This is a genomic window from Photobacterium rosenbergii, assembly GCF_033022775.1.
GTDB classification, from domain to species: domain Bacteria; phylum Pseudomonadota; class Gammaproteobacteria; order Enterobacterales; family Vibrionaceae; genus Photobacterium; species Photobacterium rosenbergii_A.
In genome coordinates, this window is sequence record NZ_JAWJZI010000003.1 from 621478 (window position 1) to 646165 (window position 24688).

The window sequence follows — 24688 nt, forward strand, 5'->3', positions numbered from 1 at the left end:
TGATGCTAGGGCTTTTTTTTTCATTTATGATAGGAAAAATTTGTCACACATTGCTGCCTCATCAAAAAATTTCACCAATATCTATGGAGAGCAGCAGTTACAAGGAGAGAGCTACATGTGGTACGTTATTTTTTCCCAAGATGTCGAAAACAGCCTTGAACGCCGCCTGAGTGTGCGTGAAAAGCACTTGGCTCGACTAAAAGATCTCCAAGAGCAAGGCCGTTTGCTTGTCGCTGGCCCAATGCCTGCAATTGATAGTGACAACCCGGGTCAAGCGGGCTTTACCGGTTCGACCGTGATCGCTGAATTTAACTCTCTTGACGATGCCCAAGCCTGGGCCGATGCCGACCCTTACATTGAAGCCGGCGTCTACGAAAAAGTTATCGTTAAGCCGTTCAAGAAAGTACTCCCGTAACCGATTTTGAGATAACAACGTTATGCTAAAACGCACCCTCGTTTTATTAGGCGCTGCCCTGCTGGTTGGCTGTGCATCAAACGCTGAGCAACAGGCCATCCTGGATTTGGCAAAAGCCCGCGCGATGGCGATTAACAACAAGGCACCTTACGAGAAAATCGACCAATACCAGATAATGAAAGCCCAAGCACGGGAAAACATCGTCGAAATCACTATTTTGTATGGTGGTGGTGGTAACACCCCACCGACGAAAGCGGCTAAAAGTGCTGCGCTCAACTACTGCAACAGTGCCGAGCTAAGCCCAATGGTAAGCGAGGGGGTGAACTACAATATCGTGATCATGGATATGCGTGGCCGCCCGATGGTGACCCAGCCGATCACTGCTGAGGTTTGTAGTCAGTTAGCAAATTGATAATAGGCTATGGGCTATGGGCTATGGGCTATGGGCTATGGGCTATGGGCTATGGGCTATTCTTCCGCCCGCAAATCTCCAAATCAACTCAAACTTCATCCAGATGATTTAAAGCCCTCGAAAAAACGCCAGCATTGCTGGCGTTTTTCTTTTGGAGGTCGGGAATTAGCCGCGCTCAAACAGCAGTACTTTCAGCCCGCCTTCCGGGTCGATATCTTTAAACTCCGGCGGATTTTCCAAACGGTGCTGATAAGCAAGCTCCGGCGCTTCGGCAGCCATTCCCTCAATCAAGAAAGATGATGACACACCAGGGTCATTCACGCAGGCGAGTACTTGGCCATTCTCGGTCAGCAGCTCCGGCAGGCGGCGGAGGATTTTCTGGTAGTCCTTGGTCAAGGCAAAGCTGCCTTTCTGGAACGATGGCGGATCAATGATGATCAGATCATAAGGGCCAAGCTTGCGAACCTTGCCCCACGACTTGAACAACTCATGGCCTAGGAAGCTGACTTTCGACAAATCGTGCTTGTTCAGATGGTGGTTATCCCGGCCACGGCTTAACGCCGCTTTGGCCATATCAAGGTTGACCACATGCTCCGCCCCACCGGCAATTGCTGCAACAGAGAAGCCACAGGTGTAAGCAAATAGATTCAACACACGTTTGCCCTCGGCATGGCTCATGACCCAATCACGGCCGTAGCGCATATCCAGGAACAGGCCGTTATTTTGCTTGCGGCCAAGATCCAGCTTAAACGTAAGGCCATTTTCGACCACATCCTGATACTCACGGCTTTCGCCCCACAGTACTTCCATCGGTGATCCTTGGCGATCACGGTGCTGCAGCAGCAGCGACGTCGCACCGGATTGTTGCCAAACTGGCGTATCGACCAAGTTATCAAGCAAATGGTGCAGCTGGGCCAAAAACTCTTCGGAAGGTTCTTTAAACAATGAAACCAACACCTGGCCACTTAGCCAATCCACAGTCAACTGCTCAAGCCCAGGCCAACAGCGTCCGCGGCCATGGAATAACCGGCGCACTTCCTTTGGCGGTGTCGCCAATTCGGCCATCAGGTGTTGCTCAAGGTTTATTAATGCACTCGGTTCCATAGTTCTACTGCGTTGGGAAATTCAGGGGCGCTAGTATAGCAAACCCGTTTAGAGCAGACACTACAGGAGCAAACACTACAGGAGCAAACACTACAGGTACAAAGATAATATTAAGCCACGAGCTTGAGGCTTTCTTGTTCTGGTTGACGGCAGCTGGCAAGGTGGACATATTCAGCCTGAAGGCGGACTTGGCGATGGCGGCGGGTGCGGTTTTTGACAAGTTTACGTTGTCGACGAAATGACGCCAGCCCCCAAAAACGTGATTGGTTCTTCTTTTTCTTCAATCGCATACGAAGCGATACGGAGCGGGTAAGGCGCATACTGTGTCTCGATCTAGGTAAATCCTAGACCGATATTATAAGTGAAACTTTACTGCAATGTAATTTGCAAAAGGTTAAATTAGCAGCAGTTGGTCGCGAATTAACAATGAAAAACAACTGACTTACACAACTTATTATCATTAAGCCCTATTTTTCTACATAACTTCGAGAATAAGTGGTCATTCTGCAACCAACAGCCTACCAAGCTACTTTTCGCCCATCAAATTACTTTCTCGCGAGTACAGGCCATGCCAACTCCCAAGGCCTAGACCATTCTTTGGCAATAACTTGATGTGTCTCATCAATAGTCCAAAGCTCCCCTTGTTCAGGGGCACACATAAACTGCCACTGCTGCTCCGCATAGGGAAAACGCAACGCATAGGCGTGAAGATAACCACGGTCCGCCTTTTCATTACCATAGATATCGTCACCGGTAATCCCCGAGCCAACGCTTCGCAGTGCCACCCTGATCTGATGGGTCTTACCAGTATGTGGCTTGCACAAAAACAAGCGTCGTCCCTGCCCGGCCGCTGTTGAGAAAAACTGGGTAACCGCAGGGTTCTCGCGGGTCGTCTCTAGTTTCCAGCTGCTACGGCGCGAACGGGTCATATCGCCAATTACCACGCCTTGCTTCTTCTTTGGTTTCTTGGTGCCTATTGCCAAATAGAATTTCTCTACCTCACGCTCGGCAAAAGCCTTTGATAACGCCGACGCCGCCTCACGGTTTCGGCCTAGCAGTAGCAGCCCGGAAGTCATCTTGTCCAAGCGGTGGATAAGGTAAAGCTGCTCATCGCCACTCTGCTTCGCCACTTCCTGCAGCAGCATCACATCGCCATCATCTTTATGAACAGACACACCAGGATGTTTGTTGATAACGAGGAAATCCGGATGGGTATGGAGAATATCGAACATATTGATTGGCTCTTGGCTAAAGGCTATGGCAAGTAAAGAGAGCGAAGTATACCGCTTGTAGGGAGTATTTCCATATGGGCATTCACTGGCACCGAGTCGTAATCAACACGAATCAAAAAGCGGGAGCCACTGGCTCCCGCTTTGATATATCAACTATGTTAACAATGCTTGTTAATTACAGCTTCTTGGAAACCAGGGCACCAAGGCCAATGATGGCAAGACCCATCACCATGATTTCACCTTTACCGCTGTCAAAGCCCGCTTTCACACCAGCGATAGCAACGATTGCGATAGCAAATGGGATCACGTATTTAACTAGGTTGTACCATAGGCCGAACAGCGGGAATTTGATTTCACCGTCGTTGGTGATTTCTTTTTCAAGTTCACTGCGGTTCAAACGCCAGCCTGCAAAGATACATACCAGCATACCGCCAACCGCAAGGAAGATCTTATCAGTTAGCAGGTCGAAGATATCAAATGCACCGGTTTCGAACAGTGTTGGACCCAAGCCGCCAAGCGATAGCGATGCGAACACGCATAGGAACGCCATCAGAGCACTTGCCGAGAACACTGCGGTTGAGCGCTTCATGCCTTTTTCGTCAATCAGGTATGACACAACCACTTCAAGTAGCGATACAGAAGAAGTCAGTGCTGCCACACTCAGGCCGATGAAGAACAGTAGCGCAAGCAATAGACCAACGATGCCACCCATTTCAGCAAACAGCTGAGGTACAACAACGAAGATCAGACCAGGACCCGCTGCTGGCTCCATGCTGAATGCGAACATTGCCGGGAACATTGCCACACCAGCAAGGATTGCAACAGCGGTATCCATCGCCGTTACCATTGCTGTGGTTTGTACTAGGTTCTCTTTCTTCTTCAGGTAACTACCGTATGTGATCATACAGCCCATACCCAAGCTTAGTGAGAAGAATGCCTGACCAAGCGCAGCCAGTACCACTGTGCTGTCTACTTTAGAGAAGTCAGGTTTGAACAGGAACTCAAGACCTGCTGTTGCACCTGGAAGGCTCAGACCTTTAACTGCTACCAGAATAAGGATGGCGAACAGTAGAGGCATCAGGATCTTACCGGCTTTCTCAATACCGCCAGAAATACCCTTGATAACCACCAGAATATTGAACAATAGGTACAGGCCCATCCAGAATAGTGGCTGGATTGGGTTAGAGATGAAGCCACCGAAACTATCACCAATCGCTTCTGGCGTACTCAGTAGACCTGTTGCAATTTTATAGATGTATGCAATTGCCCAGCCACCAACGACCGGGTAGAAGCCCATGATAAGTAGGCCACTGACCACACCGATAACACCGACGAACGACCAACGGCGATCAGTTGATTTGAAAGCACCTACAGCGGAAAGGCCCGTTTTACGGCCCACGGCAAATTCAGTCAGCATGACGCTGAAACCGATAAAGATAACGAACAATAGGTAAATTGCTACGAAAGCACCACCACCACTCTCACCAGCTGTGTATGGGAACTTCCAGATGTTACCAAGACCTACTGCGGATCCTGCCGCGGCCATTACGAAGCCTAATTTTGAACCCCAGCTATCGCGGGGTTGTGTGGTTGTATTACTAGTAGCCACGTTCTCTCCAAGGTTCTGTTGTGTTTGCTAGAGTTTGCTAGTAATAGGCGTCGAAAATATGTTGTGTAAACTTGTGTGCAAACTTATTTGTACACTTATAAGGTTGTCAATGACGCTCTATATATGGCAAGTAAAACAGGTTGCGATTAGAATGTGAAGCCCGCGTTTTTAAATTTTGATCATTTACTGTTTTTTTACATCAATTCTTTGTGTTTTGCTTATATTTTGCACTAACCCTGCGTGCAAATTTCACATTCCTCCTACAATTCAGTGATTTCCTCTTATCAAACATAGCACATAAATCCCAGTAAATTTCGCTGGTATTCCTCTAGTTTCAATGCAAAATAGAGTAATACAACCAACTCATAACAATTTCGAATGGAACAGTTTTATCAAGTTCTTGTCTGGGCTAGCGTCTTCTTCTATTGGCTGATGATTGCTGCCGTCACTATGCGCATCGTTTTCAAACGCAGGGTGGTTGGTGTTTCGCTTGCCTGGCTCATGATCATCTTTATCATCCCCATCGGCGGGGTGATTGCCTACCTGTTGTTCGGCGAGCTCAACCTGGGCAAAAAGCGCGCCCAACGCGCCAAGGAGATGTTCGAACCCTTTGCCGACTGGTTCCAGCGCCTAAATGACTGTCCCGGCCACCAGCCTGAGCTCATGAGCGAGCATGCTCGCCCTATCAGTGACCTGTGTGAAAACCGCCTTGGTATCCCTGCTTTAAGCGGCAATACCCTCTCGCTGCAAGACTCCCCGCAAACCATCCTGCGCTCTCTGATCGAAGACATTCACCAAGCCGAAGCCTCGGTGAATATGGAATTCTATATCTGGCATCCGGGAGGTTTAGCCGATGAGGTGGCAACGGCATTAATCATGGCCGCCAAGCGTGGGGTAAAAGTAAAAGTACTGTTAGATGCTGCAGGCAGTATGCGGTTCTTCCGCTCTCATTGGCCGAAACTCATGCGCCATTCTGGTATTGAGATTGTCGAGGCATTGTCGGTAACCCCGTTCAGGATGTTCCTGCGTAGAATGGACTTACGCCAGCACCGTAAAATCGTGGTTATCGATGAGAAAATTGGCTACACAGGTTCAATGAACTTGGTTGATCCCGCCTACTTCAAAACCGATGCGGGCGTCGGCCAGTGGATCGACGTTATGGTGAGGGTGACCGGCCCTTCTGTTGCCGTACTCAACGGTATTCAGGCCTGGGACTGGGAAGTGGAAACCGGCGATCGCTATTTACCGCAACTGCCGGAGTGCGCGTTGCCGAGCTCGATCGAAGCAACTGATATGGTTCAAGTGATCCCGTCAGGTCCGGGAATGCCAGACGAAATCATCCATCAAGCCTTGCTGCTGAGTATCTATCAAGCCAAAGAAAATGTGGTGATCACCACCCCGTACTTTGTACCAAGTGAAAACTTGCTGCACGCAATGAAAGGGGCAGCCCATCGCGGGGTAACGGTAGATATCATCATCCCGGACAAGAATGACTCTATTATGGTGGAATGGGCGAGCCGCTCTTTCTTCTCAGAGCTTCTGGCTGCCGGGGTACGTATCCACCGCTTCCATGGCGGTTTGCTGCACACCAAATCAGTAGTGATCGACAAGACCCACTGCTTGATTGGTACGGTTAACGTGGATATGCGCAGCCTGGGGCTGAATTTCGAAGTGACACTGGCGGTGGATAACGCCGAGTTCACCCAGCAGCTAAATTGGCTACAGAAAGAGTATATGAGTGATTCCAGCTTGGTCGACAGAGCCAAGTGGGAAGAGCGGCATATTAGCAACAAGCTGATTGAACAGTTCTTTTATATGTTCAGCCCGCTACTTTGATGTAGAAATGTAGCAGGTTGAAATTTCAAAACTTACTCGCCATGGATGGCCCGGGCTGGCGATCCAGAGTCTGAGCTACATGGATGTATATATGCGTTTTTGAAATTTTCAGCCTACTACATTGAATGTAGGGAAAAGCTTTAGATGTTAATGTTTTCCTAAATTACTTACCCACCCGCTTTGCCAGCAACTCCATTACCAAACGGCTGTCTGCATCTCGGATAGTCGGTAGCTGGAATCGTGCCTCACGGGTATCTTTCAAAGAAACTTCTGCGCTAATCAAGGCTTCCTCACCGCCGGCTTCTGCCAAACAATTACCGAAGGCATCCAAAATACGCGAGCCACCCCAGAAACGACTGTTGCCTTCAAGGGCGCAGCTGTTTGCCATCAGCACAGGCACACCGTAGGTCATCGAGATAAAGTCAGTATTGGTTTTCCAACCCTGAGGGTTAGAGAACTCATCAGAGACGATATCTGCCGCCGAGTTAACCGGGGCCAACATCAAGGCTGGCTTGTCCAGCATCGCCAAGTGCGGCAAGGCCGGGTTCCATAAGTCGGCACAGATCAAGGTATGCATTGGCCAGCCAGCAATAGGTTCGCACGGCTCAAGCTCTTGACCTTTGCTGTACCACTTCGCTTCTTCCAAACCGCCGTAGTTCGGCAGGTTCAGCTTGCGGTGGGCATGGACAAGCTGACCATTTTTCACCATCGCCTGGGCATTGTAGAACTCACCCGCGTGATCTTCTTCGATGAAGCCAGCACTCACGACCATGTCGCCTGCTGCCGCAGCCAGTTCACCCAATAGAGGGTGGTTTACCGGCATAGCAACATCCAGCGTCTTTTCACGCAGGCTGTAGCCTGTTAGCGAAAGCTCCGGAAACAGCAGCACCTCAATGCCCTGCTCACGAGCTTGCTCGATATAGTGGAGGTGCTTTTGCAGGTTAGCCTCAACATCACCCAGCACAGGGGCTATCTGGGCAATACCGACATGTAATACTTGTTTTGTCATGATAAAACCTTAAAAGGCCAGCTGACGCTGGCCTTTGAATTAATTTCGGCGCGATAACACTGTACCGTGTAATCACAGCAAGCCGTTTTGCTCCAAGAATTGGCGAGACACACGCTCGATGGACAAACCATCAACATCTACCAGAGCGTTCAAGGTAGACATGGTTTCGTCGTTCATCAATGCAGACAGCTTGTTCAGCTGATTGGCTAGCTCAGGGTTCGCATCCAGTGCGTCGGTACGCACAACCGGCGTCAGGGCGTAGTTCGGGAAGTGCTGACGATCATCTTTCAAGACATAGAAGTCAAACGCCTTCACACGGCCATCGGTGGCAAACACCATGGTGACGTCAACCACTTCCTGAGCCAAAGCCTGGTATACCAAACCTGAGTTCATCTTGCGCAGGTTACGGCGTGGCATCTCAAACTCATAGGCTTCTAGCAGTGACTTCAAGCCATCCGGTCGGGCCGAGAACTCAACGTTACTTGCCATCTGAGCATCTTTGCCATCTTCAGACTGCAGCCAGTCCATCATGTCGGTGATCGACTCGATGCCCTTTTCCTTCGCGAAATCTTTGCGCATTGCCAGCGCATAGGTGTTGTTCGCCTGGGACGGGTTGAGCCAAATCAGGCCGACTTTTTCGTCCAGTGCTTTGACGCGCTGGTAAGTCTGCTCAGGGTTCAGCTTTTCAACCACCTTATTAAAAGTGACCAAGCCGGTACCTGTGTACTCCCAGTAAAGGTCGATCTGACCGTTTAGCTGAGCGGTACGCAGCACCGTTGAACCCATGCCGTCACGCTGGTCGACATCATAGCCAAGACCGGCAAGGTACTGGGCCGTCATCGAAGACATGATCAGCTGCTCGGTATAGCCTTTACCGCCAACCACCAGCTTGCCCGCGGCCTGTGCCGACACCGATAAAGCCATTACCGAGAACACAGTGGCTACGGCAGTCAATAAAGAAATTACGCGTTTCATCTTTGTATTACTCCGAGCCATTACTTACGGTTAGGGTTTACACCCTTGCTCACGATCAGGAAGGTCACCACACCCAGTATCATATCCATGATAAGCGCCAGTACCGCTGTCGGGATCGCCCCTGCCAGCATCATCGGCGTATCATAAAGATCGATACCGGCGAAGATCAGCTCACCCAGACCGGTACCACCAATCTGGAACGCCAGTGGCACGGTACCAATGTTGATAGCAAAAGCAGTGCGGATACCCGCCATGATGACGTACATCGCGTTTGGCAACTCAACCTTCACCAACTGCTGCGTTGGAGTCAGGCCAATACCGGTTGCCGCCTCTTTCAGATGTGCAGGCACCGAAAGCAGGCCGGTATAGGTATTGCGCAGAATTGGCAGTACCGAGGCAAAGGCCAAGGCAAAGATTGCCGGTTTGTCACCGATACCCAAGAAGCTCATCGACAACGCCAATACTGCCAGCGTCGGGACCGTGGTACCGATGTTGAAGATCTGCATCACCAAGTCAGCAGCCTTACGGCAAGCAGGACGGCTCAAGATGATCCCCACCGGCACACCAATTAAAATCGCAATCGAGCCCGAGATCAGGGTCAGCTTAATGTGATGGCCTGACAGGTAGATGATTTCATCCCAGTAATAGATGAACTGCTCGACAAAACCCGACGACTGAGCCCAGATCCCGATGAGGAATACGGTTACCAGCAATAGCGCATTGAAATAAGGGCTTAAGTTAATCGACTTCATCCCTTACCCCTTTTTACGGAAACTGGCTCCCAGGTGGTGTGTAATACCACGCTGTGAAATTTCACCACACAATTGACCCTGCTGGTCGACTACCGCCAACCAACTGATGTCATGGGCAAACATCTTGGAAACTACGGCACGCAAGTCCTGCTCCTGGTTCATCAGGATAGGCAGGCCATCGTAATGATCGCTACACAGGCCGCGCTGGCTCATGGCGACCGATTTGGTGATCATACCGATTGGCTGATTCTGGTTGTTCACCATTACAATCATGCCGTGGCCGTAATCGTTCATGCGCTGCAGGGCAATCTCCAGCGTATCATTCGGTGATACGGTCGGTACCTGGCGTTCCATCACTTCGCCAGCAGTTGATAGCTGCAGGCGCTTCAAGGTACGGTCTGTACCGACGAAATCTGCCACAAAGTCAGTCGCAGGGTGAGCCAGAAGCTGATCTGGGCTTGAGTATTGTTCAAGTTGGCCATCACGGAAGATAGCGACCTTGTCTGCCATCTTCACTGCTTCATCAATGTCGTGTGAGACGAACATGATAGTTTTCTTAAGCTCTTTGTTCATCTTCAGGAACTCTTCCTGAATCACTTCACGGTTGATTGGGTCGATTGCACCAAAAGGTTCATCCATCAAAAGTACCGGTGCATCGGCCGCCAACGCGCGGATCACGCCGACACGCTGCTGCTGGCCACCTGAAAGCTCATTCGGGAAGCGCTTCATGAAAGTGTTCGGATCCAGTGCCACCATATCCAGCAGGTCTTTGGCACGCTGGGTACAACGCTTGGCATCCCAGCCCATCAGTTTCGGGATCAGGCTGATATTCTCTTCGATGGTCATGTTCGGGAACAGACCAATCTGCTGAATGACGTAACCGATGTTACGGCGCAAGGTGACGGTATCGATACCCGTAGTATCTTCACCGTTGATCAGCACACGACCAGAGGTTGGTGTTACCAGGCGGTTGATCATTTTTAGCGTGGTGGTTTTACCACAGCCAGATGGGCCCAGCAGGACACAAATTTCGCCGGTCGGTACTTCCATGTTGATATGATCGGCTGCTGTCACCACACCCTGTGGTGTTTCAAAAACTTTTGTCAGGTTCTCAAGTTGAATCATGAAAACGCCCTCTTATATTCGTAAAACTTAGCCGTGAACGACGACACCTTTCGGTGTGAATCTCTTTTGGATCTTCGCCAATACCGTGTCGGCAAAAATGGCCAACAGGCTCACAGCTACAGCACCAACAATCAGCTGGCGCGGATCAGACTGGCTGATCCCTCGAGCAATAAACGTCCCCAAGCCACCGGCACCGATATAGGTGGCGATCGCCATAACGCCGATGTTCATCACCACGGCGGTACGCACACCAGCCATGATCACCGGGATTGCCAGTGGGATTTCCACCAGGCGCAGGCGCTGCATATTGGTCAGGCCGATACCCCTTGCCGCTTCGCGCAGGGCCGGGTCAACGTTGTTAATTGCGGTGTAGGTATTACGAATAATTGGCAACTGCGAATACAGCAAAACCGCAATCACTGCAGGCAGATAACCAATACCCTGGCCGATAATCGACAGCACAGGGATCATGATCCCGAACAAGGCAATAGAAGGGATCGTAATGATAATGGACGCAACGTATAGCACCACATTGGCGACACGCTGATTCTGGGTAATTGCGATACCAATAGGTACCCCTGTCATCATGGCTAGGCCAACGGCCAGGCTCACCAAAGACAGATGCTCTACAGTACGAGAGACAATCACATCCCAGTTGTCCAGAACGAAATTGAAAATTTCCAATTTGCACTCCTGGATTTACGAGTTGAACACAGATTGTTTTATGAGTGTTTCCGCTAGGCGCCGGAAACATTGATACAACCACAAGGTTGTCAAAACAGGGGCTCCGCCCTGATAGACATGGTTTACACCATCAGCATCGCTTGTCAGGCCACAAGTCTTACAAGCGAAAAAGGAAGGGGGGATTCTAGTGAGTAAGCCTGATTAGCTCAAGTTTTTTCAGGATTTATTTTGATCTCACTACTTAATTACGTTCAAAAAACAACCATAAACACGATAACCACATGATTATTAATGTAGCCTGAAATAAAAAATTACAACGAACTCATTCTATTTTGTTTTGATTTCTTTGCCTCACTTGTAACAGAAGCAGCTACAATTATATCCAAGCCACTTAAGTGTACTCTACCGCAAGAAGCGCTTTGGAGTCGTGGTATTAAGTTAAGGATGAAAATTGGGGGAAGTTCCAATGCAGCTTGCTAGCCCGAAGTTAACAATACTGTGCCTTTTATATTGTTTTGGCCTTTTCACTGCATTTTCGGCATGGAGCCAGAGTGTGCCACTGGTTTTGTCGGGCAAGAAACTATCGGGGGAGGAACTTTCTCTCGTACTCGAGCGCAACCAGCTTGAGAAGCTCCCCCAAACGTCATTCTCAACCAACCTTCCCTGGCTGGAACAGAGTGCCACCTTCGAAGGGGTACGCCTACTAACACTTCTCGAGCATTTTGACCTCTCTGTGTCCAAGCTGAAGCTACTTGCCCTCAATGATTATTCCGTCGAGGTCAGTCATGATTACATCAAGCAATACAACCCTTTGGTCGCCATAAAGCAAGACGGCCGGTATTTGAAAGTACGAGATTACGGCCCGTATTGGGTCATCATTTCCCTCAATGAACACCCTGAAGCTGCTGAAACCAAGCACCTTGCCAACATGGTCTGGCAGCTCACTGTTATCGAAGCCCTGTAAGTGAGCTTCGATATGGGAAACAGCCGTCGCATAACCTCCCTGCTCATTTATATTACGCCATTGCTGATTATCAGTGTTTTGGTTGCTGTCACTGCCCTTAAACGCAATTCAGATATCATTGCCAATAGCCAAAACGAGGCCGCATGGTACGTCCTCCAACTACAAAAGGAGTATGCTGAGTTCCATCTCCAGTTACATCGCTATGCTGTGGGAACCAGTGATCATAACGACATGATGCTGCAGTACGAAATCCTGTGGAGCCGATTCAAAACTATCCTGACCAATACCCATATCAGCCATATTTACCACTTTGACGGGGCTTACCACCAAATCAGCAAGCAGTTCTCCTACATCCAATCGATAGAGCCCCAGCTGCTTGCGCTCAAGCCCGGTGATCCCAATTCGCTGCTGGTCAGGCAGGTAAAAGATAACTATGAAGATCTGACAATCTTCCTGAGCTACAAATTTCGTCTATCGAGCGGTGACCTGCTAAAAAAAGTAAAAGCCACCCAGGCCATGGAGATCCTAATTTACTTCCTGCTGTGTGCCATCACCCTGTTGGGCAGCATTTTGCTGTGGGCGCTATGGCGCGAGTCATCCGCTATGCGAAAATTAGCGATGAGTGATACTTTAACTGGGATCCACAGTCGCTTGTGGCTCAATCAGCATCTCAAGGAGCAGGTCAAGAACAAACAGCCATTTCGCTTCTATCTCGTTGATTTAGATGGTTTCAAAGCAATCAACGATACACTAGGGCATCATGCCGGCGATGAGCTACTTAAAACGGTAGCAGCCCGTTTGGCCGCACTAAGTGGCGAGCACTATCATGTTGCCCGTATGGGTGGAGATGAGTTTGCCGTGATCGAGTCCCTAGCAGTACAGCACGAAATTAACATCAGCCAGAAACTACTCAACAGTTTTCAGCAACCAGTCATTCTGAATGGTAAAAACTACCCTATCTCGGCCAGTATCGGTAGCAGCGAGTATCCACTCAACGCCTCCAACGTCAGTGAAGTGTTACAACAAGCCGATTTTGCGATGTATGAAGTCAAGCTACAGGGTAAAAACGGCGTTGTACATTTCCAAGGCCCAACTGCGCCGAATGTGGCTTTACCCAATGACAGAGCATCGACTGCGGAGCGCTTCACCAACAGCCTATAAATTTTTTTGAAGTACAGAGTTAGCGATCGGAAACAAAAAAGCGCCCACCAAATGGTGGGCGCAAAAAATATCAATCGTGCAGTGGTATTGGCTTACTTACATTGCCGCAGCAAAGATAGCCGAGATTTCTTCGTGGCTGGCTTGTTTCGGGTTAGTGAAACCACACGCATCTTTCAGTGCGTTGTCAGCCAATACCGCAATATCTTCTTCCTTCGCGCCTAGCTCCTGAAGACCTGCTGGAATACCTACATCCTGAGACAGTGCCTGAATTGCTTCCAAGGCTGCTTCTGCGCCCTGCTCTGCCGTCATGCCTTCAACATTGACGCCCATCGCTTTTGCGACATCTTTCAGGCGCTGCGGGCAAACCTGTGCGTTGTAGCGCTGAACGTGCGGCAGCAATACCGCATTACATACACCGTGCGGCAGATCGTAGAAACCACCTAGCTGGTGCGCCATCGCATGAACATAGCCCAGTGACGCATTGTTGAATGCCATACCGGCCATGAACTGCGCATAAGCCATTTGCTCGCGAGCTTCGATGTTCTGCCCGTCTTTCACTGCCGTACGCAAGTGTGCTTGAATAAGCTCGATGGCCTTGATAGCCACCGCATCGGTAATTGGTGTAGCAGCAATAGAAACATAGGCTTCAATTGCGTGTGTCAGGGCATCCATACCTGTCGCGGCAGTCAGAGAAGCAGGCTTGGCCAGCATCAGCTCAGGATCGTTTACCGACATCAGCGGCGTGGTGTTCTTGTCAACGATGGCCATTTTGATGTGGCGCGCTTCATCGGTAATGATACAGAAACGGGTCATCTCACTCGCCGTACCGGCAGTGGTGTTAATCGCCACCAAAGGCAACTGAGGTTTTGCTGACAGATCAACACCTTCATAGTCAGCAATTTTTCCGCCGTTAGAGGCAACAAGGGCAATACCCTTGGCACAGTCGTGCGGTGACCCCCCTCCCAGTGAAATCACGAAGTCACACTCACCGTCTTTAAGTAGCGCAAGGCCTGCTTCTACATTACCAATGGTTGGGTTTGGTTGTGTACCATCGAAAACAACAGAATCAATATCACGCTGTGCCAAAAGGTCCGCAACCTGCTTGACCATACCGATTTGGCTTAGCACTTTATCAGTCACAATCAGGGCTTTTTTAAAGCCGTGGGCCTTCACTGCATCTGCAGCTTCCGTCAAACAACCAGCACCCATCAAGTTTACCGTTGGGATGAAAAATGCGCTACTCATGATAAAATCTCCATAATTATCAAAAACTAATTACCATAAACTGCTATTAGTGAACGTTTTTCACTTCACCTAAACGGGCTATCCGTAATCAGTCTCGTCTCTACGAGTAAAAAGCTACCACCAAAAAAGCGTGCAACAAATTGATCTGGAACAAGTTATAAATCCTCAAGAAAAATTCATACCATGTAGTTTGAGTCAGATCACCAAATCAACAAGTTAAATATTAATATTGTTCACACAGGGAAACACTTATTTTCGTTTTATCACTACGGTTGGAGATATTTTGTGATCTGTAACCCATAAAAAAACGCTGGCTTATGCCAGCGTTTTTACTTCTTTTCAATATGACGATTTATTACTTTCGTCGTTTATTGCTTTATCCAGGCATCCTGCCACGCTGAGCCAAACCCAGGCTCATAGTGGTGCGCTGAATCAATGTTACACCAACCACCTTCAGGGAATGGACGGCACTGGTAGGTGTTACCGTCACGGCTAAGTACTACCGTCTCGCCCGGTACATAACTACCGATGCCATCAGGGTAGGCATAGTCGTAATCACCACCGCCTGAACTATCCTTGATGATAATCGACTTGTTTTCAACAACCTGATGGTCACTGCTGCCCTGCTCGGCTGCGGTTACCACAACACTGAATGAGCCTGTTTCGGTCGTGAGTACCGATAGGTCAATGTTACCGTTATCGACAATATCACTTGCCAGGGCCAACTGGTGTCCTGTGCTGTCCAGCAGCTTCATGTTGATCAGGTATCGACCCTCAGAGCTCACTGTTGCGTCGATGTGGGTTTTACCATCGCTGCCCTGGGTATATTCACTTTCCAGGCCTTGAACAGTTACCGGAGCGGGTTCAATGACATCCCCATCACGCACATCCAGTGCGTAGTTGTAATCAGGGTTAGTGACAAATACTTGATTGGTATACAGATCCGATGGCTGATAAACGATATCACCCGATGCTTCTTCCACACCCACCTGGGTAACAGTTGGGTAATTCTCGTTGATCAGTTGGGCAAGATCATAAGACCAAGTATTGATGTTCTCGTTAGCCCCTGTAATTGGCAGCTTCTCGAATACAATTTCAGAGCCTTGTTTGTTGAAAATACGGAACCAAACGCTATCGCCATCTTGCGCTTCAACACCTGGCTTGACGTACTGGCCCTTAGTTGTCCACTCTGGCGGTAGCACTTCACCGTCAAAACGGATATCACTACAGTTATAGAAACCTTCGCCAGCAGGGTCATCACGCTGCCAACGTGATACCAGTGTTGCCGCTCCCGAACGGCCGCTTGGCAGAGTCACATCAATCAAGTAGTACTGACCGTTGCCTTCCTGGGTCACTTCTACATTGCCTGCAGTATCAATTAGCTCCAGATCATCCCAGCCAATACGACTATGCGCAGCATTGTAGCCCGGCTTGGTCAGGTAGAACTGCCAGAAACTCGGGTTATGCGGTGCCGTTGCACGGTAGCGCAGAGTGAAAGTCTCACCGGCTTTCATGTCGGTACGCTGCCAATGCTCAGAAGCGACACTCATACCGCTCTTACGCGGATCACCACCGGAACAGATAGTACCGTCCGGCACTGCTGCCTTAACCGCATCCATATTGTGGTAATCCTTTACCAATGCGGCAAACTCATTCTTCTGCACCAATGGATAGGTTCCCGACTCCATGAATGCGGCACGGCACGCTTCATTCGGGATCTGGGAGCCATCAGATGGCCCCCAGTGACCACCATCAGATTCACAGATCACCTGGCGAGCAGCAGGGAAGTCGGCCCAACCATGGGCACTAGCGTGTAATGGCGAAAGGGCCGCCATGACAGACATAGCACCCAAAGAAAAGTTAATTACTGTTTTCATGTTTAGCTTCCATTATGATTATTTTGGGAAGCCAGCTAATGGGAAGAAGCCACTGCTTTGATCTTGCTTATTCCTATCAGGTAACTCCGCTACCCTAGAGCAAATGTTTTAAGAGACAGTGCTTTAAAAAATATTGCTCCGTAGGCCGGAAGTTTTGCGCCCTACCCTTTCGGATAATTAGCCTTTAGCTGACGATATTAAAAACGAGCCACTTCAAAGTTTAGATTGAAGGAGATCCGATATATTTTTAGTGTTTTTTTAAATATCAGCAAAAAGTAGCTACTGGCAATGGAAGGACGATCTCATTTAATTATCATTCATTAAGATTAATAAATTAATTTGACAATAATGAAATAATCAATCCTATAGGGTTATTTGCACCACGAATAATTTTCTTATGGTGATTCACCATTGTTATACTAACTTACCATGATGGCAGCTTGAGCAATCACGATAAAAAATAAGCATAATGAGATAATTTTCCAAAATTGTACCGGATTCTTGCTTTTCAACGAGCGCTTACCTGCCTGCTTTAATACTTGTGAGGACGGCTGGAATAAATCATTCTTCAGTTCCGAAAGGGCTTCATAGCGTTGATTGGCCTGTGCAAAACATCCCTTACGAATGACCACATCAAGCCATGCCGGCAAATCATTCCGATAATTATCCAAAGGTATATAATCCGGCCACTGGCTATTTGCCTGCGCTGGTTTAAAGGTATTGGGGAACGGGTAAGGAAAATGGCCTGTCAGCATCTCGTAAATAATGATAGATATTGAATACATGTCAGACCTCATAGATACTTTCCCGCCTAACAAACACTCTGGAGATAAATACTTAATATCACCAACAGGCACCGTTTCGGTAATCGGTGTTTGTACTTCATCAAAATGCTCTGAATAAACAGAACCAAAATCAATAATGACGATTTGGTCAAATTGATCGACAATTAAATTCTCCGGCTTAATATCACGATGAATAAGTCGATGGCGCTGCATCACACGAATTGACTTAATTATCTCCTCTGCCATTAAACGCACTTTTTCTATATCCGGTTTAGGATTGTCGTCCATCCATTGGCGCAATGACTTACCCTCTACCCATTGGCACACATGGTACAGGAAAGGAGAGTGGCGAGAAAAAGGGTGGATTTTCATTATTCTCTGGTGGGATATCTGCTCCCCGACCCAGCCTTCGCGCACAAAAGCCTGCAGGTACTGGTAATCCTCCGCAAAGTTGAGTGAGGGCATCTTTAACACATAACGTTGATTATCAAATTCACTCACCGCCAGATAAATATGGCTGCGCGGGCCACTGTGCAAAACTCGTAATATTCGGTACTGGTCGATTCGGTTCCCTTCTTCCATCACTGGCGGGATCACTCTTTTTGTCAGCTCCTCAATGTACTCATTCATGGTCAAAGTCGGCAGGGCTTGCACATCAATCAGTAAGCTCGACGCATTATCCTGACTCCCTGCTGCCAGCGCCTCTTCAACCAACTTTACAGACAGGGGGTCGGCTAGCGCATTCGAAGACAGCGCCTGCTGCAGCTTTGAATCATCCAGCCATTCGTGAATACCATCAGTCGCCAGTAACAAGCGGTCTCCTTTTTCCAGCCGTATTTGTTGGAAATCCACCTCGATATGACTGTCCATCCCCAATGAGCGGGTAAGAAAGTATTGCTGGCCATATTGATGACGGCGGTGATCCTGGGTGAGCTGAATTAACGCCTGGTTGCGATAAAGGTAGGCACGGGTATCACCGACATGCATGATGTACGCTGTATTGGATTTGATGATCACCGCGCAGAAGGTGGTCACCATCCCATTGTGCTGAAGTTCACTCTGGCGGCCTTGGTGAAAAAGCCATTGGTTAAGGGCATGCAGCACTTTTCCAGCCGACTGCTTCACCCCCCAAGTTTTCGGTGTTGCGTAGTATTCTTCAATAAATTGGGTGACACAAATTTGGCTCGCCTGCTGGGCTTGCGCGCTACAACTCACCCCGTCGGCCAAGCAAGCAACCACGCCTTTGTGCAGCAGTTCTTCACGCCGCTCAGGTTGGTAAACCGCAAAAGCATCTTGGTTACTTGGCTTGCACCCCGCCACCGAATAACCCCCGATAGCAAGTTCGAGGCCATGTTCAAGGCTTGCCGCTTGCCGGAGACGCTTTCGATTAACAGACATTTGGTTAGAGGCTGATCCAGGCTGAATTGTTTCGCTCATTCACGCTTCACCCTATTATTCCTGACAACAATGACTTGCAGTTGCAGTCAATGTATCGGCCTGCTTGGCTAGCTGTTCGCTTTGCCTCACAGGCCGGAAATCACCTAACGATTAGCCACATCAATCATCATGATGCTACCGTCTTCATTGACCTCGGCAATCTGTCCATTTGGCTCTTCCATCATTAACAAAGTAATAAAACCAATCACCGCCGTGGCCGCAATGACGTAGAAGAAGGTGCTGTAATCCACCACGGACAAGATAGTGAGGTAACACACTGCACCGACATTGCCGTAGGCCCCGGTCATCCCAGCGATCTGACCTGTCATCCGACGCTTGATCAGCGGTACTGTGGCAAATACCGCGCCCTCACCCGACTGAACGAAGAACGAACAGGCCATCGCAGCAACCACGGCAAGCCATACTGGCCAACTGCTATCCACCTGCCCCATCAGGAAGTAACCAGCAGCCAAGCCTGCAGTCAAAATCAATAAGGTGGGCTTGCGGCCGAACTTATCAGAAATCCAACCGCCCCCCGGACGGGACATCAGGTTCATAAAAGCATAGGCCGACGCCACCATACCGGCCATTACCGGGGTTAGCTCAAAGGTTTCCGAGAAGAACAATGGCAACATCGAGACCACAGCCAATTCCGAGCCAAAGGTGGCGAAGTACAAGACATTCAAAATCGCGACCTGCTTGAACTTGTATTGATGTACTTCAGGCACCGGCTTCTCAAAGACGGTTTTGTTGACACGCCATACCTGCAGAACTTCATAGCAATAGATCACCGCCAGTACGACATAAATAGCCATCACTGCACCGTCACCGAGCATACCGATCCCGGTTGGTGACAGCTTCCAGGCCAACAGGGCCAAAGCGCCATACATCGGCAACTTCATAAACAGTAGCAGGAAGAAGTCCCCTTTCGATGTCACTTCCATTGCACCCAGTTGCTTGGGCTTGAAGTAAGTCGCGCCTTTGGGTGTGTCGGTTACGTTTTTATAAAAAACGAAAGAAAACAGCAGGCTCATCACCCCGGTAATGGCCATGGCATAACGCCAGCCGTCTTCACCGCCAAACATGACAGCGACCGTTGGCAGGGTAAAAGCGGCCGCCGCAGAGCCAAAATTACCCCAGCCGCCATAAATCCCTTCTGCCGTCCCCAGCTCATTGTGCGGGAACCACTCGGAGACTAGACGGATCCCGACCACGAAGCCTGCACCAATAAAGCCAAGGGCAAAACGGGCAATGGCGGCCTGAACGAAGCTGTCGGCAAAAGCAAAGACAAAACAAGGGATGGAGCAAACAGCTAACAACGCAGAATAAACCAGCCTAGGCCCATATTTATCGGTGAGCATACCGATGAGTACCCGGGCAGGTATGGTAAAAGCGACATTGAGGATCAATAAGGTCTTTATCTCCGCAGTCGTTAATCCCAACGAAGCTTTAACCGATTGGAGGAGTGGGGCAAAGTTGAACCACACAAAAAAGGTAATGAAAAATGCAAACCAGCTGAGGTGGAGAATTTTCATTTTCCCCGTAAATGAAAAGATATTGAACTTGCCTGTTTCTAACATCTTGGTGTTTCCTTTTTTATACTGACTTATCATTAATATTGCATTGTTTATGCCAACTTTATAATCATTAACTATCAACAAGTTACAACCTAAAAATCACCAAAAACCAAACAAAAGCACCAAAACAAATCAAACCCTTCAACTTAAGCACCATATTGAGTCAATTGACAATTTTAAAGACAATTTTGTCTTGATTTATATTCAACTATTATCCATCAAAAATAAATAGTTATATGATATAAATAAAAAATCACAGCACATGCTGTGATTTTTTCATTAAAACATTAAATATCCTATAAATTAAGTTGCACATCCTCACCTTGGCATCGTACCGCGAACGTTTTCAATTTTACGTCTGGCAGTTCGATGCATTGGCCTGTTTGCAAGTTAAAGTGTTGTTTGTACAAGGGAGAGGCAACAACGACTTCATCACCTATCGAGCCTATGATCCCCCGTGACATTACATTGGCCTCCCCGATCGGGTCATAGTTCTCAACAGCATAAAGAGAATCTGAGCGGTGGCAGTAAAAAATAGCCACTTGCTCATGGCCCCAAAGGACACAAACGCCTGAGTTTTTAATTAGTGCATCGCGGTGGCAAACGGTATACCACTCTGCTTGTTTTTGCTCCATGCTAGCCTCACTCTTTATTTAGTAATATCAATAACATTGATTGATTCACCAACGAATCCACGGGATGACATTCCAGCTGCCAAGGTGGCCTTTGTTTGTTCCTGGGCCTTTTCTTCCTTGGTCATCGGCCGGCGCTGCCCGCGCTCGGTGACATAGGCCAGTTGGCTATCTTGCTGCTCGCTGTTGATAAAATGCCTAAAGCGCTGAAGTTTCTCAGGTGACTCAAGGGTTGTTTTCCACTCACATTGATATTGACCCAAGGTGCGTGCCATCTCCTGCTCTAGCTCTTCACCAAGGCCTAAGTGATCGTCAATCACCACTTTCTTCAGGTACTCCAAACCACCTTCGAGGTTCTCCACCCACACCGATGTGCGCTGCAGCCTGTCAGCCGTGCGAATATAGAACATCAGAAAGCGATCGACATAGTGGACTAATGTATCTGCATCCAGATCGCTGGCCAGCAAATCTGCATGGCGTGGGCGCATGCCACCGTTACCACACACATAGAGATTCCAACCATTTTCAGTCGCAATAACACCGATATCTTTGGACTGAGCCTCGGCACACTCTCGGGTACAGCCCGAAACAGCAAACTTAAGTTTATGCGGTGCCCGCAAGCCTTTGTAACGGTGCTCGAGATCGATGGCAAAACCGACGCTGTCATCTACCCCATACCGGCACCAGGTACTCCCAACACAAGACTTCACCGTTCGAACCGACTTGCCGTAAGCATGGCCGGTCTCAAATCCAGCATCGACTAAAATCCGCCAGATCTCAGGTAGTTCATGCAGTTGGGCACCGAACAAATCGACCCGCTGGCCACCAGTGATCTTGGTGTAGAGATCAAACTGCTTAGCGACCTCGCCCAGCACGATCAGTTTGTCCGGGGTGATCTCTCCGCCCGGGATACGCGGTACGACGGAGTAAGTACCGTCTTTTTGCATGTTGCCGAGGAAAATATCATTGGTATCTTGTAGCTCGAGGTGTGGCTCTGCCAGTACATAGTCATTCCAGTAAGATGCCAGCATCGAGCCCACGGCAGGCTTACAGATATCACAGCCAAGGCCGCTGCCATATTCTTTGAGCAGGGCATCAAACGTGGTGATCTTCTTCACCCGCACCAAATCAGCCAGCTCCTGGCGGGAATAGGCAAAGTGCTCACAAATATGGTTGCTGATCTCTACTCCCATCGCGGCCAATTCTGCATCCATCACCTGCTTGGCCAGTGCTGAACAGCCCCCACAGCCAGTCGATGCTTTCGTTGCGACCTTGAGGTCTGCCATCGAGCTACTGCCATTAGCCACCGCTTGCTTGATCTGGCCTTTTGTCACGTCATAACAAGAACAGATTGAAGCAGAATCAGGTAAGGCTTCTACCCCCAAACCTGAAGAAGTGCCTTCCCCTTCTAACTGGGGCAGGATCAATACCGCCGGGTTCTCGGGCAACGGCATGTCATTGAGCTTGAGTTGCAGCAGTGACTGGTAGTTACTGACATCGCCTACCAGCACTGCACCCAATATCTTGTCACCTTCCGGGGATAGGATGAGCCGCTTGTAGACCTGCTCCAAATCGTCGCTGTAGGTATAAGACAAAGCCCCCGGTGTCGACCCACTCACATCGCCGATGCTGGCCACATCCACGCCCAGCAGTTTGAGCTTGGTACTCATATCCGCTCCGACAAAAGACAAGCCAGATTCCGGCTGGCAGAGATGCCCCGCCAGCACTTTTGCCATCTGATAGCCGGGCGCGACCAAACCGAAAATCCGCTGCTGCCACAAGGCACACTCGCCAATAGCATAAACATCCTCGGCGCTGGTCTGGCAATGATCATCAATGACAATTCCGCCACGCTCTCCCACCTCAAGCCCACACTGGCGGGCTAGGGTATCCTGCGGCCGGATCCCTGCCGAAAGCACGATCATATCGGTTTCCAGATACGAACCATCAGCAAAGTTCATTCGATAGCGGCAGGACTCCCCTGCAACAATCTCGGTCGTGGCCTTCTCTGTATGGACCGACACCCCCAAAGACGAGATCTGGCGTGCCAGCAAATCGCCACCGCCTTGGTCGAGCTGAACCGCCATCAGGCGAGGGGCAAACTCCACCACATGGGTATCGATCCCCAACTGCTTGAGGGCATTGGCTGCTTCTAGGCCAAGCAAACCGCCCCCGACCACTACGCCCACCTGGCTCTGTGTGCCTGACTCGGCAATTGCATCTAGATCTTCGATTGTCCTATACACATGGCAGTGCGGTTGGTCATTGCCCGGGATCGGCGGGACAAAAGGATATGATCCGGTTGCCAGCACCAGTTTGTCATATTCCTCAGTCCGGCCACTCTGAGTCACTATCAACTTATTATTCAGATCTATCTCGCTGACCTGCTCGTTAAGCAGGTACTCGACCCCGTTATCTTGATACTCGGCCTCGTTGGCCAAAGCCAAATCCTGTGCGCTTTTCCCACTAAAATAGCTACTTAGCTGTACTCGGTCATAGGCTAATCTCGGCTCTTCGGAAAAAGTCAGGAGACTAAACTGTGCCTGTTTATCCTGAGCCTGCACATCTTCAATAAACTTGTGCCCGACCATACCGTTGCCGACCACTATAATTCTTTTCTTATCCATTACTGCTCTCCCCTGAGCGGATGACTTCACTACTGATTTCTCTTACTCACAAGTCAATTGCTCTTATGCTGAAAGCTGGAGCGGTTTCTGTTGCTGTAGTTCGGCAACCTGACTGACCCATTGCAGTTGCTCCGACAGGGCAACGACCTCACCGACCACAATCAATGCCGTCGAGACCACCCTGTGCCTCTCCACCAGCTCAGGCAAATGCTGCAACTGTCCTGTGACTGTACGTTGATCCGGGCAACACCCTTTCTCAACCAAGGCTACCGGTGTTGTAGGAGCCGCTCCGCCGGACAGCAGCTTGTCGCGGATCATGCCCGACTTAGTGGCACCCATATAAAACACCAAGGTGTGTTCAAGCTGTGCCAGCGCTTGCCAATTGAGATCAAGTGACTGCTCTGCATGCCCGGTCACAAAGGTACAGCCTTGCGAGTAACCCCTGTGTGTTAAGGGGATCCCGGCATAACTGGTACACCCAGCTGCCGCCGTAATACCCGGCACCACCTCGACAGGCACGCCTGCTGCTTTAAGTTCCAACATCTCTTCACTGCCCCGGCCGAAGATAAAGGCATCGCCCCCTTTTAATCGGCATACTGTTTTTCCCTGCCAAGCCAGCTCCACCAGCAGCTCGTTAATCGTTTGTTGGCTGGCACTGTGTTCCCCCTTGGCCTTTCCAACGTACAAGGCCGTCGTTGTCGCCGGAAAACGAGCCCGTATCTCCTTGCTCACCAGTCGGTCATAAACAATCACATCTGCCTGCTCTATGCTTTCCATCGCTTTTAGGGTCAGCAACATAGGATCGCCAGGGCCAGCGCCGACCAACTCGACCTTTCCAACCTTGCACCCAGATGGCCTATTGGCACTGCTAAGATAGCGCCTTGGCGGGTTGTCGCCTGTCCGTTCTCTTATCGTTGGCATACATCTCCTACTCGTTCATATCCTTGAAATCTCTCATCAGGTTAGAGCAAAGACGATGCCAGCCTGTGCTTTTCGCCACCTGAAAAACACATAAGCCACTGTTATATATCAACAAAAAACAGCCTTCAGGAAATAAGCAGATGAAGCAGATCCCTACATGTTTCCATCGGATGCCCAGCTGCCGTGCAGAAAAAGCCCAAACCTGCACCAAAATAGTTAGCCAAACAGCATTTCATATAACCACAACTACCACTTTAGGGTTACATGAAGAACAAAGCACCAGAAAAGCGCAAGATTTAAGCCTTTTGA

The 24688-nt window shown here is 49.3% G+C and carries 21 protein-coding genes and 1 riboswitch; of the genes, 5 read left to right on the plus strand and 16 right to left on the minus strand.

Going from position 1 to position 24688, the window contains the following annotated elements; translation table 11 throughout:
- Nucleotides 1–115 precede the first annotated feature (115 nt).
- Nucleotides 116–415, plus strand: coding sequence for a YciI family protein (locus R2X38_RS10670; protein WP_317522196.1), 300 nt, complete (start codon nucleotides 116–118; stop codon nucleotides 413–415).
- A gap of 22 nt (nucleotides 416–437) precedes the next feature.
- On the plus strand, nucleotides 438–827 hold the full coding sequence (gene gspS2, locus R2X38_RS10675) for a type II secretion system pilot lipoprotein GspS-beta (RefSeq protein WP_317522197.1): 390 nt from the start codon (nucleotides 438–440) through the stop codon (nucleotides 825–827).
- A gap of 165 nt (nucleotides 828–992) precedes the next feature.
- On the opposite strand, the gene R2X38_RS10680 is transcribed toward gspS2, so the two are convergent.
- From R2X38_RS10680 to R2X38_RS10695, 4 genes are all read right to left on the minus strand, one after another.
- Entirely contained in the window at nucleotides 993–1931 is a 939-nt protein-coding gene (locus R2X38_RS10680; RefSeq protein WP_317522198.1) for a class I SAM-dependent methyltransferase, read from the minus strand.
- Between the two features lie 110 nt (nucleotides 1932–2041).
- Nucleotides 2042–2251 carry a hypothetical protein gene (locus R2X38_RS10685; protein WP_317522199.1) on the minus strand — a complete coding sequence of 70 codons (210 nt, stop codon included), beginning with the start codon at nucleotides 2249–2251 and terminating at the stop codon, nucleotides 2042–2044.
- 225 nt (nucleotides 2252–2476) lie between these two features.
- Nucleotides 2477–3163, minus strand: a complete 687-nt coding sequence (locus R2X38_RS10690) for a TIGR01621 family pseudouridine synthase (RefSeq protein ID WP_317522200.1) — start codon at nucleotides 3161–3163, stop codon at nucleotides 2477–2479.
- Nucleotides 3164–3338: 175 nt separating this feature from the next.
- Complete coding sequence (locus tag R2X38_RS10695) at nucleotides 3339–4772, minus strand: sodium-dependent transporter (protein ID WP_317522201.1); 1434 nt, start codon at nucleotides 4770–4772, stop codon at nucleotides 3339–3341.
- A 378-nt stretch (nucleotides 4773–5150) separates the two neighbouring features.
- Between R2X38_RS10695 and cls the strand changes: the two genes are divergently transcribed.
- Nucleotides 5151–6608 carry a cardiolipin synthase gene (gene cls, locus R2X38_RS10700; RefSeq protein ID WP_317522202.1) on the plus strand — a complete coding sequence of 486 codons (1458 nt, stop codon included), beginning with the start codon at nucleotides 5151–5153 and terminating at the stop codon, nucleotides 6606–6608.
- Between the two features lie 163 nt (nucleotides 6609–6771).
- Here the strand turns inward: cls and R2X38_RS10705 are convergent, their stop codons facing one another.
- The 5 genes from R2X38_RS10705 to R2X38_RS10725 form a co-directional block, all read right to left on the minus strand.
- Nucleotides 6772–7617 (minus strand): nitrilase-related carbon-nitrogen hydrolase, encoded by an 846-nt coding sequence (locus R2X38_RS10705; protein WP_317522203.1) that lies wholly within the window; start codon nucleotides 7615–7617, stop codon nucleotides 6772–6774.
- Nucleotides 7618–7689: 72 nt separating this feature from the next.
- Nucleotides 7690–8592 (minus strand): glycine betaine ABC transporter substrate-binding protein, encoded by a 903-nt coding sequence (locus R2X38_RS10710; RefSeq protein ID WP_317522204.1) that lies wholly within the window; start codon nucleotides 8590–8592, stop codon nucleotides 7690–7692.
- Between the two features lie 20 nt (nucleotides 8593–8612).
- Nucleotides 8613–9344 (minus strand): ABC transporter permease, encoded by a 732-nt coding sequence (locus R2X38_RS10715; RefSeq protein WP_317522205.1) that lies wholly within the window; start codon nucleotides 9342–9344, stop codon nucleotides 8613–8615.
- Between the two features lie 3 nt (nucleotides 9345–9347).
- Nucleotides 9348–10469: an ABC transporter ATP-binding protein gene (locus R2X38_RS10720; protein ID WP_317522206.1), complete on the minus strand. Its 1122-nt coding sequence runs from the start codon at nucleotides 10467–10469 to the stop codon at nucleotides 9348–9350.
- 27 nt (nucleotides 10470–10496) lie between these two features.
- Nucleotides 10497–11153, minus strand: a complete 657-nt coding sequence (locus R2X38_RS10725) for an ABC transporter permease (RefSeq protein ID WP_317522207.1) — start codon at nucleotides 11151–11153, stop codon at nucleotides 10497–10499.
- A 553-nt stretch (nucleotides 11154–11706) separates the two neighbouring features.
- Between R2X38_RS10725 and R2X38_RS10730 the strand changes: the two genes are divergently transcribed.
- Both R2X38_RS10730 and R2X38_RS10735 read left to right on the plus strand, forming a co-directional pair.
- On the plus strand, nucleotides 11707–12117 hold the full coding sequence (locus tag R2X38_RS10730) for an oxidoreductase (protein ID WP_317522208.1): 411 nt from the start codon (nucleotides 11707–11709) through the stop codon (nucleotides 12115–12117).
- 12 nt (nucleotides 12118–12129) lie between these two features.
- Nucleotides 12130–13278, plus strand: coding sequence for a GGDEF domain-containing protein (locus R2X38_RS10735; RefSeq protein ID WP_317522209.1), 1149 nt, complete (start codon nucleotides 12130–12132; stop codon nucleotides 13276–13278).
- A gap of 96 nt (nucleotides 13279–13374) precedes the next feature.
- Here R2X38_RS10735 and yiaY read toward each other — a convergent pair whose 3' ends face one another.
- The 7 genes from yiaY to cobA all read right to left on the minus strand — a co-directional run bounded on the left by yiaY (nucleotide 13375) and on the right by cobA (nucleotide 24379).
- Nucleotides 13375–14523, minus strand: a complete 1149-nt coding sequence (gene yiaY, locus R2X38_RS10740) for an L-threonine dehydrogenase (RefSeq protein ID WP_317522210.1) — start codon at nucleotides 14521–14523, stop codon at nucleotides 13375–13377.
- A gap of 368 nt (nucleotides 14524–14891) precedes the next feature.
- Nucleotides 14892–16400, minus strand: coding sequence for a lytic polysaccharide monooxygenase (locus R2X38_RS10745; protein ID WP_317522211.1), 1509 nt, complete (start codon nucleotides 16398–16400; stop codon nucleotides 14892–14894).
- A gap of 76 nt (nucleotides 16401–16476) precedes the next feature.
- Nucleotides 16477–16593: riboswitch (cyclic di-GMP riboswitch) on the minus strand.
- 226 nt (nucleotides 16594–16819) lie between these two features.
- Nucleotides 16820–18622 carry a protein kinase domain-containing protein gene (locus R2X38_RS10750; RefSeq protein WP_317522212.1) on the minus strand — a complete coding sequence of 601 codons (1803 nt, stop codon included), beginning with the start codon at nucleotides 18620–18622 and terminating at the stop codon, nucleotides 16820–16822.
- Nucleotides 18623–18726: 104 nt separating this feature from the next.
- Nucleotides 18727–20202, minus strand: a complete 1476-nt coding sequence (locus R2X38_RS10755; protein ID WP_317522213.1) for a NarK family nitrate/nitrite MFS transporter — start codon at nucleotides 20200–20202, stop codon at nucleotides 18727–18729.
- Between the two features lie 293 nt (nucleotides 20203–20495).
- Nucleotides 20496–20834, minus strand: a complete 339-nt coding sequence (gene nirD / locus R2X38_RS10760; protein WP_317522214.1) for a nitrite reductase small subunit NirD — start codon at nucleotides 20832–20834, stop codon at nucleotides 20496–20498.
- A gap of 14 nt (nucleotides 20835–20848) precedes the next feature.
- On the minus strand, nucleotides 20849–23458 hold the full coding sequence (gene nirB / locus R2X38_RS10765) for a nitrite reductase large subunit NirB (RefSeq protein ID WP_317522215.1): 2610 nt from the start codon (nucleotides 23456–23458) through the stop codon (nucleotides 20849–20851).
- A 63-nt stretch (nucleotides 23459–23521) separates the two neighbouring features.
- A complete protein-coding gene (gene cobA / locus R2X38_RS10770; RefSeq protein WP_317522216.1) occupies nucleotides 23522–24379 on the minus strand; it encodes a uroporphyrinogen-III C-methyltransferase in 858 nt (285 codons plus the stop codon).
- Nucleotides 24380–24688: the final 309 nt, after the last annotated feature.

Excerpts from the sequence above, each read along its gene's own strand:
- R2X38_RS10670 (WP_317522196.1), top strand. The coding sequence starts at position 116 with ATGTGGTACGTTATTTTTTCCCAAGATGTCGAAAACAGCCTTGAACGC.
- gspS2 (WP_317522197.1), top strand. The coding sequence starts at position 438 with ATGCTAAAACGCACCCTCGTTTTATTAGGCGCTGCCCTGCTGGTTGGC.
- R2X38_RS10680 (WP_317522198.1), bottom strand. The coding sequence starts at position 1,931 with ATGGAACCGAGTGCATTAATAAACCTTGAGCAACACCTGATGGCCGAA.
- R2X38_RS10685 (WP_317522199.1), bottom strand. The coding sequence starts at position 2,251 with ATGCGCCTTACCCGCTCCGTATCGCTTCGTATGCGATTGAAGAAAAAG.
- R2X38_RS10690 (WP_317522200.1), bottom strand. The coding sequence starts at position 3,163 with ATGTTCGATATTCTCCATACCCATCCGGATTTCCTCGTTATCAACAAA.
- cls (WP_317522202.1), top strand. The coding sequence starts at position 5,151 with ATGGAACAGTTTTATCAAGTTCTTGTCTGGGCTAGCGTCTTCTTCTAT.
- R2X38_RS10705 (WP_317522203.1), bottom strand. The coding sequence starts at position 7,617 with ATGACAAAACAAGTATTACATGTCGGTATTGCCCAGATAGCCCCTGTG.
- R2X38_RS10710 (WP_317522204.1), bottom strand. The coding sequence starts at position 8,592 with ATGAAACGCGTAATTTCTTTATTGACTGCCGTAGCCACTGTGTTCTCG.
- R2X38_RS10715 (WP_317522205.1), bottom strand. The coding sequence starts at position 9,344 with ATGAAGTCGATTAACTTAAGCCCTTATTTCAATGCGCTATTGCTGGTA.
- R2X38_RS10720 (WP_317522206.1), bottom strand. The coding sequence starts at position 10,469 with ATGATTCAACTTGAGAACCTGACAAAAGTTTTTGAAACACCACAGGGT.
- R2X38_RS10735 (WP_317522209.1), top strand. The coding sequence starts at position 12,130 with ATGGGAAACAGCCGTCGCATAACCTCCCTGCTCATTTATATTACGCCA.
- yiaY (WP_317522210.1), bottom strand. The coding sequence starts at position 14,523 with ATGAGTAGCGCATTTTTCATCCCAACGGTAAACTTGATGGGTGCTGGT.
- R2X38_RS10745 (WP_317522211.1), bottom strand. The coding sequence starts at position 16,400 with ATGAAAACAGTAATTAACTTTTCTTTGGGTGCTATGTCTGTCATGGCG.
- R2X38_RS10750 (WP_317522212.1), bottom strand. The coding sequence starts at position 18,622 with ATGAGCGAAACAATTCAGCCTGGATCAGCCTCTAACCAAATGTCTGTT.
- R2X38_RS10755 (WP_317522213.1), bottom strand. The coding sequence starts at position 20,202 with ATGTTAGAAACAGGCAAGTTCAATATCTTTTCATTTACGGGGAAAATG.
- nirD (WP_317522214.1), bottom strand. The coding sequence starts at position 20,834 with ATGGAGCAAAAACAAGCAGAGTGGTATACCGTTTGCCACCGCGATGCA.
- nirB (WP_317522215.1), bottom strand. The coding sequence starts at position 23,458 with ATGGATAAGAAAAGAATTATAGTGGTCGGCAACGGTATGGTCGGGCAC.
- cobA (WP_317522216.1), bottom strand. The coding sequence starts at position 24,379 with ATGCCAACGATAAGAGAACGGACAGGCGACAACCCGCCAAGGCGCTAT.